This window comes from Geomicrobium sediminis, from assembly GCF_016908595.1.
Lineage (GTDB): Bacteria > Bacillota > Bacilli > Bacillales > Marinococcaceae > Geomicrobium_A > Geomicrobium_A sediminis.
In genome coordinates this window covers 117,535-133,001 of the sequence record NZ_JAFBEC010000002.1, presented here as the reverse complement: position 1 = coordinate 133,001, position 15,467 = coordinate 117,535, and the positions used below count along the sequence as shown (strand labels likewise).

Here is a 15,467-nt window from a genome sequence, read left to right as displayed (position 1 = left end):
AATGCCACAATAGGTCTTACGATAAATGGGGAAATATCGTACGTAGAAAAAGGGAGATAATTAACGATGAAAAAGTTTTATGTATCTGTAGTATCGGTTGCAATGCTAACAGCACTAGCTGCTTGTGGAGCTGACGAAGAACAAAATGAAGGCGCAGACACAGGCGCGGAAGACACGGAAGAGACAGTAGAAGATGAAGCTGATGCTGAAGAAGACGCTGAAGGCGATGACGCTGCTGCAGGCGGAGAAGTAACAATTGAGCACGATCTTGGTGAAACGACAGTACCGGTAAATCCTGAAGTTGTCGTATCGTTTGATAATGGTATTACAGATTCAATCCGTGCGATTGACGGAAATGTATCAGGGATTCCACAAGCAAACAACGTTCCAGGTTACTTATCAGATTTAGAAGGTACAGCTGAAGACGTGGGAAGTCTTTTTGAACCGAACTTTGAATTAATCAATGAAATGCAACCAGATGTTATTTTCATCTCTGGTCGTGCTTCAGATAACTACGATGAACTAAGTGAAATTGCTCCAACAGTTTTCCTTGCTGTAGACAACGAAAACTACATGGAGTCATTTGAATCAAACATGAACGTCCTTGGAGAAATCTTTGATGCACAAGATGAAGTTGACACGCAACTCTCTGAAATCAACGACATGATTGCAGGCATTAACGAGCGTGCTGAAGAAAGTGAACAAAATGCGCTCATCCTTTCAGCAGATGAAGGTGCGGCTAGTGCATACGGTATTGGTTCACGCTTTGGTTTCATTCATGATGTATTAGGAATTCCAGCTGCTGACACTGAAATTAGCGCTGAAAGCCACGGTGAGAACGTATCATTTGAGTACATTGCTGATGTTGAACCGGACTACATTTTTATTTTAGACCGTGGTGCAACGGTTGGAAGTGACGCTGAAGCAAGTGCGACAGAAGTGATTAACAATGAGCTTGTTGAACGTACACCAGCTCACCAAAACGATAACATTGTTGAACTTGACGGTGACTTCTGGTACCTAAGCGGTGGTGGACTCGAGTCTGTTAGAGGCATGATCGAGAACATCGAAGCAGGATACGAAGCAGAATAATGAAAAACGACCGGATCTCCGGTCGTTTTTTTTTAAGAGGACATAAAGTCACCGCCGTTTACGTGAATCGTTTGACCAGTCACGTAAGAAGCGTCATCTGATGCCAAGTACACGTATGCTCCTGCCAGTTCTTCAGGTTGTCCTGCTCGCTTCATCGGTGTATTCGCGCCGAATTGTGAAACCTTTTGCGCGTCAAAAGAAGAAGGAATGAGGGGCGTCCAAATCGGTCCAGGAGCAACTGTGTTGACACGAATACCGTCTGTAACGAGTGACTTTGCCATACTTCTCGCAAATGCAGTGATTGCACCTTTTGTACTCGAATAGTCAATCAACGTTTCATTGCCAACGTGACCTGTGATTGAAGACGTACAAATGATCGAATCTCCTTGGTTTAGGTGAGGCAATACTGCTTTCGTCATGTAAACATAAGAAAATACATTGGTTTCAAATGTTAATTGAAGCTGTTCATCGGTAATTTCTAATAGTGATTGTTTCGGGTATTGTACCGCGCAGTTATTAACGAGAATGTTGATGTTGCCTAACGCTTCAATTGTTACTTGAACAGCTTTTTTGCATTCTGTTGACTGTTTCAAATCACCGTGATATAAAAAACAGCGTTTTCCTGTTGTTTCGATTAGCGATTGTGTTTCTTTTGCATCGTCATGTTCGTCGTAATAAATAATTGCAACATCCGCACCTTCATTCGCAAACGCAATCGCAACGCTCCGGCCAATGCCGCTATCCCCGCCAGTTATGAGCGCAACTTTTCCATGTAGCCTCCCTTCTTTATGTGTGATCGGTTGTGTGTGGAACGGCAGCGGGTCCATCGCACTTTCAATTCCGGGTTGTTTCGGTTGGGTTTGTGGTTTAAATCCACCTGTTGGGTAAGTTTTCAAATGTTCAACCTCCTCATAATCGAGTTTCTTCACGTAGTATCACCATTCAATCAAATTCTATTTTTGTGGTAGAATGAAGAGTGAAAGGGAGTCGGAAATGAGCGTATTAATAGCAGATGAACTGACGAAGACGTTTGGTGAGAAAAGCTTACTGAACAAAGTTTCTTTTACGATAGAAAAAACGAGTAGAATTGGCATTATTGGTGCCAACGGTACAGGTAAATCAACATTATTAAAAACGATTACAAAACAAGAAGATTTAGAGCATGGATCGTTTACGCATGCGAAAAACTTTCGGATTCAATACGTAGAGCAAGAACCGCAATTTGATGAACATTTGACGGTTTTAGAAACGGTCTTTCAAGGACCTTCTGAAGTGATGACCGTATTGCACGATTATGACCGGGCGTTAAAGCAATTTGAGAACGAACCTTCTTCATCAACAAATGAAAATCGATTGTTTCAAATGCAAGCAGAGATGGATCGATTGAACGCATGGGAAGCAGATACGAAAGCGAAAACAATCCTTTCTAAGCTCGGGATCAAAGAGACAAACCAAGAAATTCGTAAGCTATCCGGGGGTCAAAAGAAAAGAGTGGCGCTTGCGCGCGCGCTTATTGATCGTGCCGACCTCTTGATTCTTGATGAACCAACGAACCATCTGGACTCCACTTCAATTGCGTGGTTGGAATCATTTATTAGTCAATATAGTGGTGCACTAATGATGGTGACGCACGATCGCTATTTCTTAAATCGCGTGACGAACACGATTTTTGAGTTAGATCGAGGTAACCTTTATCAATATGATGGTAACTATGAAACGTATTTAGCAGAAAAAGCGAGACGTGAAGAAGAAGCGCTTAAAGCCGAAGATCGTCGTCAAAACATCTTAAGACGAGAATTAGAATGGTTACATCGTGGTGCGAAAGCGAGAACGACGAAGCAGAAAGCACGAATCGATCGCGTTCACGACTTGAAAGAACAAAAACAAGAGCAATCATCGGACACGTTATCATTTGTTTCAGATCAAGCAAGACTAGGAAAGAAAGTAATTGAAGCCTTTTCTGTGTCAAAGCGTTTCGCAAATGAAGAGTGGTTATTTCAACACGTTGACGAACGTGTCGATCGTGGAGAAAGGATTGGGATTACTGGTGAGAACGGTACTGGCAAGACAACCTTTCTAAATTTATTAGCTAAACGCATTCAACCGGATGAAGGCGCGGTTGAGCACGGAGAAACGGTACGAATCGGTTATTTTACTCAAGGTGAAACGGAAATCGATGGTGATTTACGTGTGCTTGAGTATATCCGCGAAGGGGCATCGGTCATCAAAACGAAAGATGGCACAACGATTACTGCTGAACAAATGCTTGAGCGTTTTCTATTTCCTAGAAGTGTACAGTGGTCATACGTTCAGCGCCTTTCTGGCGGGGAACGTCGTCGACTCTACTTGCTTAGAATCTTAATGGAAGAGCCGAACGTGCTGTTTTTGGATGAGCCAACGAACAACTTGGATATCCCAACCCTTCGATTGTTAGAAGAATATCTCGTTGATTTCCCTGGCTCGGTCGTTACGGTTTCCCATGATCGTTACTTCCTTGACCGTATTGCGGATCGTTTGTTGATTTTCCAACAAGGGGAGCCGATTCTACGTTTTGTCGGTTACTTTGAAACCTATTGGCAAACGAAAGAGGAAAAGCCTGCGAAAGTAAAAGTGAAGAATGAGCCTCAACCAAAGCAGGCAAAATCACGTAAGAAGCTGTCATACAAAGATCAACAAGATTGGAACACAATTGAAGAGCGCATTGACATTCTAGAGCAAAAAAAGGCAGAATTAGAAGAGACCATGGCACATGCAGGTAGCGACTCCGGTCAGTTGCAAGATTTGATGCAAGAAGTGAGAGCAATTGAAGACGAAGTTGACCAACTCATGGAACGTTGGTCGTACCTAGCAGAGCTCATGGAAGAATCATAATTAATGGAGGCACAAACAATGGCGAAAAAAGGATACATTGAAATGGAGAATGGCAACAAAATTGAAATGGAGTTTTACCCAGACGCAGCACCAAACACGGTTGCTAACTTTGAAAACTTAGCGAACACTGAGTTTTACAATGGCGTGACGTTCCACCGTGTTATTCCTGGATTTGTCGCACAAGGCGGAGATCCTACAGGAACAGGCGCTGGTGGTAGTGGCAAGAACATTAAGTGTGAAACAGAAGGTAACCCACATAAGCATGTTGCAGGTGCCCTCTCAATGGCACACGCTGGAAAAGACACTGGTTCATCACAATTTTTCCTCGTACATGAAGCGCAACCACACCTTGACGGTGTTCACACGGTCTTCGGACAAGTGACGAGCGGAATGGACGAAGTGTTAGCAATTAAGCCAGGAGACAAGATGAAAGAAGTAAAAGTTTTTAACGACTAATTCAAAAGCCCTTCGGGGCTTTTTTTACTTGAAATTAATACGTGCAACGTGTTATGTTTGAATGAAAAAAACTAGGAGGAGATTCCATGCGTAACGTAACGTTATTGGATATTTATACTCACCCAGTTGCAAGGAAATTTGTAACACGTTCAGGATTAAGACACGCAATTGACACAGCGAATACGGCTTATAATCTCGCTGTTGAAATGGACGTAGATCCTGATTTGGCAACAAAGGCTGCGTTCATGCACGACATTGGTCATTATACGTGGTATCGCGAGGATGGAAAGTGGGACTTTGATCGTTATAAAGAAAATGATATTCATGCGATAAAGGGCGCTGAGCGAGCGCATAAGTTACTCATTCGTCTCGGAGAGGATCGCTCGAAAGCGAAAGAAATTGCCCTTGCGATTTTACTTCATACAGATTCGTATTTACCAGAAGGCACACTTGCACTAAACCAGTTACAACAAATTGTCGCTAAAGCGGATGAATTAAATGAACAACCGAATGGAAATCATCATTATTTAACGATTAATGAAAACGAAGCAAACGATTTGCTCACGCAACTTGATCAAAAAGTAGAAGAATATGAAGCTGTCGGGCAGAAAAAGACGAGTTAAACCTGAAAGGACTAGGGATGTTCCTTTCAGGTTTTTTCGTATTAACGTATAATTGTTGAGAGACTATGAGGAGGGTTACGATGGATACGTACAAACAAGTTTATGAACAGCTAAAACAAATGAAAGCGGTAGAAGAAGCAATCACTTTTTTGGCAAATGATGATACAAGAACGCTAGAGGAGCAAATTGTACTTGCAGAAATTCCAGCACCTCCTTTCAAAGAAGAAAAGCGAACTGACTATATTTATGAACAACTCGAACACCTCGGTTTAGTAGATGTTCAAAAGGATGAGGAAGGCAACGTGTTTGGAGCGTATGAGGGTACTGAAGACGGACCAACATTGTTCGTAAGCGCGCATGCAGACAGTGTTTTTGCAGAAGATGTTGATACAACAGTAACGCATAAAGAAGGTACATACTATGGAGCGGGTATTACAGATGACGCTAGAGGATTAGCGGCAATGTTATCGATTGTCCGGGCATTCACAACGAACAAGCTTTCAATAAAAGGGAAGATTATCTTTGGTGCGACTGTTGGCGAAGAAGGTGTTGGTGATTTACGAGGCGTGAAAGCATTTTTTGAACATCATACTGATGTTGATGGCTTTATTTCAATTGATGCCGTGTCTCCAACAGAGATAATTTACCTTGGTACGGGAAGTTATCGTTATGAAGTAACCATTTCAGGTCCTGGTGGGCATAGCTTTGGGGCATTTGGGACGCCGAGCGCTTTACATGTGGCTGCAAAAGCGGCAGCAAAATTAACCGAATATGATGTAACCGACGTACCTAAAACGACGTTTAATATTGGGAGTATCCAAGGAGGTACATCTCCAACTGCCATTGCAGAATTCGCGAGAATGACAATTGATTTACGGTCGAATGGCAACCTTCAATTGCAAGCCATTGACGATTATTTGCATCAAGCATTAGCAACTGCAATCAATGAAGAATCAACGCGTGCACCACTAGGAAAGCTTACATATACCGTAACGAAGATTGGAGATCGACCTGTGGGAACGCAGTCGACGGATGCTCCAATCGTTCGCGTGGCTGAAATGGCAACAAAATCTCTTGATTTAACGCCAAAACTTGCAGGGCCTGCTAGTACAGATGCAAATCACCCGATTCATTTAGGAATTCCTGCCCTAACGCTTGGAGCAGGTGGTGAAGCAGGGGCAGCGCACACCTTAAATGAATGGTACCGACCGACGAATAGTTATTTGGGACCACAGCGCGTGCTCTATACGATTTTAGGATTAGTCGGGACACATGAAACAGAATCATTGTTACCTCGTAGATTGGCAAAGTAGAAAGTAGGAATAACGTTTTGAAAATGAACCGACTCACAAAAACATTGCTTTATATTACCTTAACCGTCATCATCTCATTTTTGTTTCGGCCACTCGCTTTACGTGTAGACGAGCTCATTTATGAGGCGCTCCAACCAGTGCATCGTTCAGAAGAGGGTGCATTGTATACATTTGCGGAATTGATTACGGTTCTTGGTGGCTCGACGGCTTTTATGCTCATCATTGCAACATTCTCTGTTGCGTTTTATTGGAGAAAACAGTGGCAATGGTTTATATTTATGGTTGTCTTTTTTGTCGGTGGTGTACTCATTAATACCGTGCTTAAACAAATTATTGCACGAGACCGACCTTATGGAATTGAAAAGAGCATTGACTACATCGGTGAGGCGTTTAACCTCTTATCGTACAGCTTTCCGAGCGGACACTCGTTTCGGGCAATGATGCTTGCACTATTTCTTTCCTTTCTCGTTTATCAAAGTCACAAATTGATTCGTTTCAAACGTATCATCAGTGTAGGGTTAATGATTTTAGCGATCGTAATTGCATTAAGCCGTGTCGTACTTGCTGTCCATTTCCCAAGCGATATTATTGCGGCTGTTCTGTATGCGTCGGTATGGTTTGTCATTTTGAAAATGTGGCTAAACCCCGGTGTTAAGGAGGATGAAAGTGAAAATCTTAATCGCTGAAGACGATTTGAAGATCAGTCGATTGCTCGTTCTTGAGCTTGAATATGAAGGCTATAAAACGACTGTTTGTCATGACGGAGTGGAGGCAGTTCAAGCGGTTGAACAGAATCGCTTTGACTTGCTTTTACTTGATGTGATGTTACCAAAATTAAGCGGTTTAGAGATTTTACGACGTTTTAGAAAAAACGACCGTACGACTCCAGTCATTATGCTAACCGCAAAAGCTGATGTAACAGATAAAGTAAGTGGGTTAGATTCTGGTGCCAATGATTATATAACAAAGCCATTTGAAAATGAGGAATTGCTTGCACGGATTCGAGTACAACTTCGAAAGTCAAAACAAGAAGACACTGAAAGTGAAAGCATGCTTACGTTAGCCGATGTTGTCGTCTATCCAGAACGACATGAGGTATATCGTAACGATCAGCTGATTGAGTTAACAGCGAAGGAATTTCGTTTACTCGTCTATTTACTGGAAAACCAAGGTCATGTACTTACGAGGGATCAGTTGTTGCAACACGTTTGGGGCTATGACTATATTGGAGATACGAATGTAACAGATGTGTACATTCGTTATCTTCGAAAAAAAATTGATCACAACGCAAGCGCATCGTTAATTCATACGGTTCGTGGCGTCGGTTATGTGATGAAAGTCGTTAAACCGTGAAGTTACGAACGAAAATCCAACTTCTTGCTTCCGTCGTTGTCGTTGTGTTTGTAAGCTTAACGAATGTGTCCGTCTATTTGTTTTACGAAAATCAAAGCTTTCAAAGTGAGGCAGAACGGGTACTCAATCAGACAGATGCAATGAGTCAAGCGGTGAGTACCGTTCCATACGATGAACTTATCCTCGTAAACGTTATTCAGTCATACATTCCGTCAGAAGGAATGATTCGACTCATTAATCAGGACGAAGAAAGTTTTCACACCTTTACGACGGACGAGTCATTTTCTTCTATTTCTACTTCGTTTACAAATTCTCAAACAGCCCAAACATTGACAACAGATGATCAAGAGCGATATGTCATTGCCTCAAAGCCATTAATTTGGGAAGACGGTGAAATTGTTACGCTTCAAGTCGTTGAACGATTGTATGGATTAGAAGAAAATATGGCGTTGTTGCGATACATTTTAATCGTAGCATCCATCATTGCCATCTTGCCTGCCGTTGTTGGAGGATTTTTGCTTGCAGCAGTGATCGTCAAACCTGTACAACGGTTAAGTGAAACGATGGTGCACGTTGAAGCAGAAGGGAACTTTCAGAAGTTAAACGAACAAAACGTAACGAAAGATGAACTTGGACAATTGACGGTGGCCTTTAATAAAATGATGGAGCGATTGCATCGGCAATTTAAGCAACAAGAGCAGTTTGTATCAGATGCTTCCCATGAGTTGCGAACGCCGTTAACAGTCATTGATGGCTACGCCAAATTACTGCTTAGAAGAGACATTGATCGTAGTTCTCCACTATTTAAAGAGTCATTACTTGCAATTTCTGATGAGACAAAACAGATGCAACACTTAACAGAGCAGTTATTGATCCTTGCTAAAGATGATGAGCAATTGCACGTTGAGAAGACGACGTTTTTCGTTGAGCAACTTCTAGAAGAAGTTACTGATCGTTTTCAAGTCGCAACAAACCGTTCGATTAAACAGATTAGTCAGCGGTCGTCTCAAACGGTGTATGCAGATCGTGAGAAAGTAAAGCAAGTTTTGTATATCTTAGTGGATAATGCTTTAAAGTATAGTGAAGGAGAAGTTGAGTTTGTTGTAGATCGCAAAAAAGACACGGTATACGTTCGGGTTCGTGATTATGGTGTTGGAATTGATGAGCAAGAGGTCGCCTACATATTTGATCGCTTTTACCAGATCGATGCAGGTCGAAATCGTCAAGCTACTGGTGTTGGGCTCGGGTTGTCTATTGCGAAGAAGTTGATAGAAGCACAACAAGCGACCATTTTTGTCGAAAGTAAACAAGGAACCTCTACGACGTTCACAATTGGCTTACAAGCTGGAGAGGATTGTGAAAGCGATGAGTAAGAAAATGATTGCCCTTATTGTAGTTTTACTCATCGTGATGATCGTGATTGCGTTATTTCCGAATGACTCAGAAGTATTATCGATTGATGAGATGACATCTAAAGTGATTGATGAGTATCCAGGAGAAGTTGTTTATGAAGGACAATCGCAGTTGGATAGTTCATCGTCAATGCATGAGTTTTCTGTGAGGTTCCAAGGAACGGAGTATCAATTATTTGTCGATGAACATGTTGGAACGATTCACGGGCTCTCTAAAGTTGGAGACGCAGATCGTGACAACGATGAAGAAAAACGTTCACAAGATGTCATCATTACGAGTGAAGACGCATTAACGATTGCAAAAGGTCACTTTGATGGAGAGCTTGATAGCATTGAGTTAGATGAAGAAGACGGTCGGATCATCTGGGTCGTTGAACTTGAACGAAATGACTTGGAAGCTGAGATTGAAATTGACGCGTTTACGGGAGAAGTTTTGATTATCGCTTACGAAGATTAAAGTTGAAAGAGTAGTGAATAACTTTACGAAAAAAGTAAAAACTACGTTCAACCGCTGACATTTTTTACAGGATTTTTAATTAAATGGTTTTATTTTAGTAATAATCAACGAAATTGTAACAGCATTGAAACCGTATGCTAGAAATATTTCAGTATAATAAACGTATACTCATGGGCAGTACGTGTATTGAAACGAGTACTTGTCGTAAGAAAGTTGGGCAGGCTGTGATTACCCTTTTTGCAACCATAATATTAGTAGGGCTATTAGGTTTAGGTATTTATGAGAAACGAAAACATCAAGTAGAAGTGAACAAAGTTCCTCTACGCATTAACGTGAACGGCAGCCGGGGGAAGTCTACGGTAACGAGGTTAATTGCTGGGGTTTTAATGGAGGATGGTATTAAAACGGTCGGTAAGATGACAGGGACGGCAGCCCGGATGTTTTATTGGGATACCGACGAAGAACGACCGATCAAACGGCGGCCGGAAGGCGCCAACATTCGTGAACAAAAAGGCGCAATGAAAGAAGCGGCTGATCGTGGGGCGGAAGCATTTGTCAGCGAATGTATGGCCGTTGCACCAGATTATCAGCGCGTTCTACAAGAGAATTGGATGCAAGCAAACATTACAGTGATCGTTAACGTTGTAGAAGATCATATGGAAGTAATGGGTCCGACTCTTGATCATATGGTCGATGCATACAAAGAGACGATTCCTTACAACGGGAAGCTAATTATTTCCCCATCTCCGTATGTGGAGTATTTCAAGATTGAGGCACGTAAGCGAAATACCGAAGTATTTGTTGCCGATACTGATGCGGTTCCTAAATCATACTTAACGAAATTTGAGTACATGATTTTTCCTGAAAACGTCGCTCTTGCTCTCGCGGTAGCAAAAGCGTTAGACATTGATGAGAACACAGCAGGACGAGGAATGCTTAAAGCAAAGGCAGCTCCTGGGGTGACGAGAGTATTTCCATTTGATACAAAGACGAAAGGGAAAGCTTCATTCTTTGTTAATGGTTTCTCTGCAAACGAACCGGCCTCAACTTTAAAGATTTGGGAAAATGTCGTAGAACTTGGGTACCCTTCTGAACAGCCAATTATCGTTATGAATTGTCGTTCAGATCGACCTGAACGAACCGAACAGTTCGCAAAAGATTTATTACCAGAGATTGAGATGGATAAATTGATCGTTATTGGGGAAGGCATTGGACCGATTCAAAGTGCTTATGATGACGGCCGTCTACGAGTAAATGAACTTGTGAATTTCGAAGGATACGATGCGAACGATGTGTTTGATTACTTAGAGCAAGTCGTTGACGGACAAGTTGTCTATGGCATTGGAAATTATCATGGTGCAGTGCCACTAATTGAACGATTAGAAACGATAAAAAAGGAAGCATGACGTAAGGAGTTGCTGTCAGTTGTTTGGTACAGAGTTATATATCGCACTCGTGATCGGCGTAGTGCTCAGTTTGATTTATACAGAACGAACGGGGATTATGCCAGCGGGTTTAATTGTTCCGGGTTATTTAGCACTCGTCTTTGATCAAGTGATATTTTTAGTAATGATTTTCTTTTTAAGCTTTATTACGTACTTAATCGTAACTCAAGTCGTCGGTCGAGTTACGATTCTCTACGGTCGACGTAAATTTGCAGCGATGATGACAGTTGGGATCCTCGTTAAGATGATCTTTGACTATTTCTATCCCGTCTTCCCATTTGAGACCGTAGAATTTAGAGGGCTCGGCGTTATTGTCCCAGGACTGATTGCAAACGCATTTCAACGTCAAGGGGTATTACCGACAACGTTAAGTACACTCGTTCTTAGCGGTATAACGTTTCTAATCGTGTCCTTACTTTATTTCTTATAAATTAAGGGCTTAAGAAATGGGATTTAAATGAGACGAGGGATTACTCGATGGAAAACGAGAAATTTACATTTAAAGAGAAGATGCTCGCATTTACGAAAAAGCACAAAAAAAGAGCATTGCCTCATAGCATTATCGGTGTTGTTGTCACGCTCGCTATATTACTAGCAGCTAATTGGTGGCCTTTACCAGAACGAGAATCATTAGCAGAGACTGGAAGTCAAGAAGAGGAATCAATTTTCACAGCTTCGATGGTGGGAGACATGATGTTAGGAAGATACGTGTCGAACGTCATTGATCATCGTGGAGGAGACTTTTTGTTGCATTATGCACAGCCGTATTTTGATGAAGCAGATTATGTGACTGGGAACCTTGAGAATCCGTTATTAATTGACGGTCATGACTACGTGCCTGCGGACAAGGAAATACACCTTGAGGCACCTGCAGAAACGGTACAGATCTTAGAAAACGCTGGTTTCTCAACGGTGAACATCGCGAACAACCATATTCTTGATTATGGTCAACAAGGACTATACGATACGTTAGATGTGTTAGACCGATCATCTGTAAATGCAGTTGGACAAGTCCAAAATCCTGCGATTGATTACCAGCAAATCAACGGGATTACGGTAGCAACCATTGGTTTCAACGATGTGTATTACGGTGGCGGTCAAGAAGGAGTGCTGTCTGCTACACCTTCAGAATCACTAGAATACATTAAAGCAGCCAAAAGTGGTGAAGATGCAGCGGACCTTGTTATCGCTCACGTTCATGCAGGTGTGGAATATACGAGTACCCCAACTGAGAGGCAAGAGCAGTTAATGAAAGCCTATGTTGATGCTGGTGCAGATATTGTAATTGGGCACCATCCTCACGTGTTGCAATCCGTTGAGACATATAACGACGGCATTATTTTCTACTCATTAGGGAACTTTATATTTGATCAAGGGTGGACTCGTACACGAGACACTGCTCTTGCTCAATACCATTTGTATGAGGATGGACGAGCAGAAATAGAATTAGTTCCGTTTCGCGTTCATGAAGCACAACCTCGAGCAATTACAGGTCCAAGAGAAGAGTACTTCAAGCAACGGATCTTCCAACAATTAACAAAGGATACGACAGATGATCAAGCATACGAGATTCGAGATGGAAGGCTAATATTCGAAGTAGATCATCGTCATGTGGTAAACTAACACGAGCGAAATACGAGGTGTTTCGTCGTTCGCAGTGTGGGAGGAAATTAAATGTCCAAAAAAATGACGATAATCATGTCGATTGCAGCCGTCTTGTTGCTTGCGATTGCAGTCGTATTCAGTAACGTCACTGAAGAAGCACAACATGAAGAAGGGCCTGTAACAGAAGGGGAAGGCAACGGATCATCATCTGCCCCTACAGGAGAGCAAACTGAACTTGGCGACTACGGGGTTACAGCTTCACACCCAATCGCAGAAGAGGTAGGAGAGCAAATTCTCTCTCAAGGCGGTAATGCGGTTGATGCAGCCATTGCCATTTCATTTACACTCGGTGTAGTAGAACCTTACGGTTCTGGCATTGGTGGAGGTGGAGCAATGCTCGTGCTAGAAGACTTAGCTTCTGCACCTTCTGTATACGATTACCGTGAGATGTCACCTGCTGAGGGAAATGAGAACAATGCGGGTGTACCTGGATTCGTTAAAGGAATGCAACACGTTCATGAGGCACACGGAACGTTGCCAATTGAAGATCTCGTTACACCTGCTATTGAACTAGCGGAGAACGGATTTACCGTTGACGAGATGTTAGAAGATCGATTATACCGTGCGAACGTTCGAATCGATGAGAGTGCAGCACAAGAGTTCTATCCGAGTGGTGTGCGCATTAAGGCCGGAATGGAACTCGTACAACCGAGGCTCGCTGACACGATGCGACGTCTTTTAGAAAATGGGTTTGAAGACTTTTATACTGGGGAATTGGCTAATGAACTTGCTGGAGATCGTAACAGTATAACGCTTGCTGACTTACAAGCTTACGAGGTGCTTGAGACTGAAGCAGTATCTGGTCAATTTACGGACTACACGGTCTACTCAACACCTGCTCCGATGTCTGGGATCACAATGATCCAGCAGTTACAAATGGCAGAACTCGCTGGACTTACTGAGGCAGAACCTGGTTCTGCAGAGTTTGCGCATACGTTTGTTGAGATTACGAAGGAAGCTTATCGCGATCGTTCACGAAATATCGGTGATCCTACGTTTACTCCAGTAGACGCGGAACAACTAACGAGTATTGACTATAGCCAAGAACTTCTTTCGAATGTAGATTCCCTTGCGAACACGTCGATTCATGAAGGGGCAGTAGCGAGTACAGACGACCAAGGCAATACAACTGCATTTTCAATTGCAGATGCAGATGGCATGGTCGTATCTGCAACGAATACGCTCAGCAATTTCTTTGGAGAAGGCGTCATGGTGAATCAAGGGTATTTTCTTAACAACCATATGAACAACTTTGCACAAAGTGAAACGTCACCGAACCTTTATCAAGGTCACAAACGTTCACGTAGTTTTATTGCTCCAACACTACTCGTTAATGAAGAGAACCAAGAAGTGATTGGTGTTGGTAGCCCAGGTGGAAATCGTATTCCACAAATTATGAGTCAAGTGCTCGTGTATGGTTCGCAGTTGGGGAACTTCGAAGATGCCATGCAAGCACCGAGGGTGACGCACGGAACGCACCCAGAAACAAATGAGCAACAAATGATCATTGAACCAGCTTGGCCAGAAGAGAGTGAAGAAGCTCTATTAGAAAGAGGCCATGATGTTGATCGATATTACACGTCTGTTTTCTTTGGTGGTCTTCAAGTTCTAATTGCCGATTATGACAATGGGAACGTAAGCCGAATACAAGATCCAAGACGATAGTGAATTGCAATGGAGAGAGGAACGAATCAAACGATGAAAGTATTTAAAGCAATACTGCCTGTAGGAATTGTTGCAGTCATTGTGTTCAGTTTGTATGAACTTCAGTATGAAGACACGTTATCAGGAAAAGAAAAAGAAGCAATTGAGTACCACACGAACGACGAAATGGAACCACTTGTCGATTCTCATCATTAATGGTAAAACTGCCCAACATCGAAATGATTGGGCAGTTTTTTCGTTTTTGATACATGAAGTCATACGTCGTTTCTTGAAAAATTTGTTACAATCTAAAAAGACATGCGTAAAAAAGCATGTTCTGATATACAATAATAGAAGAAAGCTATTTGAAAAAGGGGGAAAAAGGATGGATGAAGTATCGCTCGGCGCAGCCTTTTTAGCCGGGATGGTAACTTTTTTCTCTCCATGTGTCTTCCCACTTGTACCAGCATACCTTGCTCAATTGACAGGTAGTAATGTACAAGGTGGTGCGATCAATGCGAACAGAGGCATCATTCTATCGCGTAGTCTAGGGTTCATTTCAGGTTTTACGATTATTTTCGTTTTACTTGGAGTTTCAGCTACTGCGATTGGAACCTGGTTTGCGATGTATGGAACGTTGATTGAACGCATAGGTGGTATTGTTATCATTCTTTTTGGATTACAAATGTCAGGTCTTATTTCGTTACGATCTTTACTTACAGAGAGAAAAGTGATTAAGCGTAAGCCGAAGAAAGTATCAAGTTTCTCTGGTTCTGTCGGTTACGGTCTTGTATTTGCTGCAGGTTGGACGCCTTGTATTGGATTAATTCTCGGTTCAATTCTTTATATGGCGAGTCGTGAAGAAACGATGTTCAGTGGCGTTGGTCTTTTGTTAATCTATTCTATTGGACTAGGAATTCCGTTTCTACTCGTTGCACTGCTATTCTCTCAGTCGTTGAATAAATTAAGTGTTATTAACCGTTACTTACCGCTCATTCAAAAAACGAGTGGCGTCATTATGATTCTTCTCGGTATTGCATTGTTTACTGGATTATTCTCAACTATTTCGGCATACTTCGGGAACTTTGTACCAAGCTGGCTATAACGAAAACTAATCCGCAAGAAGAGAGTTTAAA

Annotated in this window: 16 protein-coding genes; 15 read left to right on the top strand and 1 reads right to left on the bottom strand. The window is 42.2% G+C overall.

What is annotated here, in order from left to right; genetic code table 11:
• Nucleotides 1-66: 66 nt before the first annotated feature.
• Nucleotides 67-1,092, top strand: a complete 1,026-nt coding sequence (locus JOD17_RS03560; RefSeq protein ID WP_042419417.1) for a siderophore ABC transporter substrate-binding protein — start codon at nucleotides 67-69, stop codon at nucleotides 1,090-1,092.
• Nucleotides 1,093-1,124: 32 nt separating this feature from the next.
• On the opposite strand, the gene JOD17_RS03555 is transcribed toward JOD17_RS03560, so the two are convergent.
• Nucleotides 1,125-1,988 (bottom strand): SDR family oxidoreductase, encoded by an 864-nt coding sequence (locus JOD17_RS03555; RefSeq protein ID WP_239575201.1) that lies wholly within the window; start codon nucleotides 1,986-1,988, stop codon nucleotides 1,125-1,127.
• A gap of 97 nt (nucleotides 1,989-2,085) precedes the next feature.
• Between JOD17_RS03555 and JOD17_RS03550 the strand changes: the two genes are divergently transcribed.
• From JOD17_RS03550 to JOD17_RS03485, 14 genes are all read left to right on the top strand, one after another.
• Nucleotides 2,086-3,963, top strand: coding sequence for an ABC-F family ATP-binding cassette domain-containing protein (locus JOD17_RS03550; protein ID WP_204695741.1), 1,878 nt, complete (start codon nucleotides 2,086-2,088; stop codon nucleotides 3,961-3,963).
• Between the two features lie 18 nt (nucleotides 3,964-3,981).
• Nucleotides 3,982-4,419 carry a peptidylprolyl isomerase gene (locus JOD17_RS03545; protein ID WP_042359569.1) on the top strand — a complete coding sequence of 146 codons (438 nt, stop codon included), beginning with the start codon at nucleotides 3,982-3,984 and terminating at the stop codon, nucleotides 4,417-4,419.
• 86 nt (nucleotides 4,420-4,505) lie between these two features.
• On the top strand, nucleotides 4,506-5,042 hold the full coding sequence (locus tag JOD17_RS03540) for an HD domain-containing protein (RefSeq protein ID WP_204695740.1): 537 nt from the start codon (nucleotides 4,506-4,508) through the stop codon (nucleotides 5,040-5,042).
• Nucleotides 5,043-5,122: 80 nt separating this feature from the next.
• A complete protein-coding gene (locus JOD17_RS03535) occupies nucleotides 5,123-6,355 on the top strand; it encodes a M20/M25/M40 family metallo-hydrolase (RefSeq protein WP_239575199.1) in 1,233 nt (410 codons plus the stop codon).
• A 23-nt stretch (nucleotides 6,356-6,378) separates the two neighbouring features.
• Nucleotides 6,379-7,041 (top strand): phosphatase PAP2 family protein, encoded by a 663-nt coding sequence (locus JOD17_RS03530; protein ID WP_204695738.1) that lies wholly within the window; start codon nucleotides 6,379-6,381, stop codon nucleotides 7,039-7,041.
• Complete coding sequence (locus JOD17_RS03525; RefSeq protein ID WP_204695737.1) at nucleotides 7,016-7,708, top strand: response regulator transcription factor; 693 nt, start codon at nucleotides 7,016-7,018, stop codon at nucleotides 7,706-7,708. Before JOD17_RS03530 ends, JOD17_RS03525 begins: the two co-directional genes overlap by 26 nt.
• Nucleotides 7,705-9,081 carry an ATP-binding protein gene (locus JOD17_RS03520; RefSeq protein ID WP_204695736.1) on the top strand — a complete coding sequence of 459 codons (1,377 nt, stop codon included), beginning with the start codon at nucleotides 7,705-7,707 and terminating at the stop codon, nucleotides 9,079-9,081. Before JOD17_RS03525 ends, JOD17_RS03520 begins: the two co-directional genes overlap by 4 nt.
• Entirely contained in the window at nucleotides 9,074-9,577 is a 504-nt protein-coding gene (locus tag JOD17_RS03515) for a PepSY domain-containing protein (protein ID WP_204695735.1), read from the top strand. Before JOD17_RS03520 ends, JOD17_RS03515 begins: the two co-directional genes overlap by 8 nt.
• A 134-nt stretch (nucleotides 9,578-9,711) precedes the next feature.
• Nucleotides 9,712-10,983, top strand: coding sequence for a poly-gamma-glutamate synthase PgsB (pgsB, locus tag JOD17_RS03510; RefSeq protein ID WP_239575197.1), 1,272 nt, complete (start codon nucleotides 9,712-9,714; stop codon nucleotides 10,981-10,983).
• A 19-nt stretch (nucleotides 10,984-11,002) separates the two neighbouring features.
• Nucleotides 11,003-11,452 (top strand): poly-gamma-glutamate biosynthesis protein PgsC, encoded by a 450-nt coding sequence (gene pgsC / locus JOD17_RS03505; protein WP_204695734.1) that lies wholly within the window; start codon nucleotides 11,003-11,005, stop codon nucleotides 11,450-11,452.
• Nucleotides 11,453-11,499: 47 nt separating this feature from the next.
• On the top strand, nucleotides 11,500-12,645 hold the full coding sequence (locus JOD17_RS03500) for a CapA family protein (protein WP_204695733.1): 1,146 nt from the start codon (nucleotides 11,500-11,502) through the stop codon (nucleotides 12,643-12,645).
• A gap of 51 nt (nucleotides 12,646-12,696) precedes the next feature.
• Complete coding sequence (locus tag JOD17_RS03495) at nucleotides 12,697-14,352, top strand: gamma-glutamyltransferase family protein (RefSeq protein ID WP_204695732.1); 1,656 nt, start codon at nucleotides 12,697-12,699, stop codon at nucleotides 14,350-14,352.
• A 33-nt stretch (nucleotides 14,353-14,385) separates the two neighbouring features.
• Entirely contained in the window at nucleotides 14,386-14,547 is a 162-nt protein-coding gene (locus tag JOD17_RS03490; protein WP_169961770.1) for a hypothetical protein, read from the top strand.
• A gap of 169 nt (nucleotides 14,548-14,716) precedes the next feature.
• Entirely contained in the window at nucleotides 14,717-15,436 is a 720-nt protein-coding gene (locus JOD17_RS03485; RefSeq protein WP_042419444.1) for a cytochrome c biogenesis CcdA family protein, read from the top strand.
• Nucleotides 15,437-15,467 lie beyond the last annotated feature (31 nt).

What these genes read in the sequence shown, in the direction of transcription:
- JOD17_RS03560 (WP_042419417.1), top strand. Translation starts at nt 67, where the DNA reads ATGAAAAAGTTTTATGTATCTGTAGTATCGGTTGCAATGCTAACAGCA.
- JOD17_RS03550 (WP_204695741.1), top strand. Translation starts at nt 2,086, where the DNA reads ATGAGCGTATTAATAGCAGATGAACTGACGAAGACGTTTGGTGAGAAA.
- JOD17_RS03545 (WP_042359569.1), top strand. Translation starts at nt 3,982, where the DNA reads ATGGCGAAAAAAGGATACATTGAAATGGAGAATGGCAACAAAATTGAA.
- JOD17_RS03540 (WP_204695740.1), top strand. Translation starts at nt 4,506, where the DNA reads ATGCGTAACGTAACGTTATTGGATATTTATACTCACCCAGTTGCAAGG.
- JOD17_RS03535 (WP_239575199.1), top strand. Translation starts at nt 5,123, where the DNA reads ATGGATACGTACAAACAAGTTTATGAACAGCTAAAACAAATGAAAGCG.
- JOD17_RS03530 (WP_204695738.1), top strand. Translation starts at nt 6,379, where the DNA reads ATGAACCGACTCACAAAAACATTGCTTTATATTACCTTAACCGTCATC.
- JOD17_RS03525 (WP_204695737.1), top strand. Translation starts at nt 7,016, where the DNA reads ATGAAAGTGAAAATCTTAATCGCTGAAGACGATTTGAAGATCAGTCGA.
- JOD17_RS03515 (WP_204695735.1), top strand. Translation starts at nt 9,074, where the DNA reads ATGAGTAAGAAAATGATTGCCCTTATTGTAGTTTTACTCATCGTGATG.
- pgsB (WP_239575197.1), top strand. Translation starts at nt 9,712, where the DNA reads ATGCTAGAAATATTTCAGTATAATAAACGTATACTCATGGGCAGTACG.
- JOD17_RS03500 (WP_204695733.1), top strand. Translation starts at nt 11,500, where the DNA reads ATGGAAAACGAGAAATTTACATTTAAAGAGAAGATGCTCGCATTTACG.
- JOD17_RS03495 (WP_204695732.1), top strand. Translation starts at nt 12,697, where the DNA reads ATGTCCAAAAAAATGACGATAATCATGTCGATTGCAGCCGTCTTGTTG.
- JOD17_RS03490 (WP_169961770.1), top strand. Translation starts at nt 14,386, where the DNA reads ATGAAAGTATTTAAAGCAATACTGCCTGTAGGAATTGTTGCAGTCATT.
- JOD17_RS03485 (WP_042419444.1), top strand. Translation starts at nt 14,717, where the DNA reads ATGGATGAAGTATCGCTCGGCGCAGCCTTTTTAGCCGGGATGGTAACT.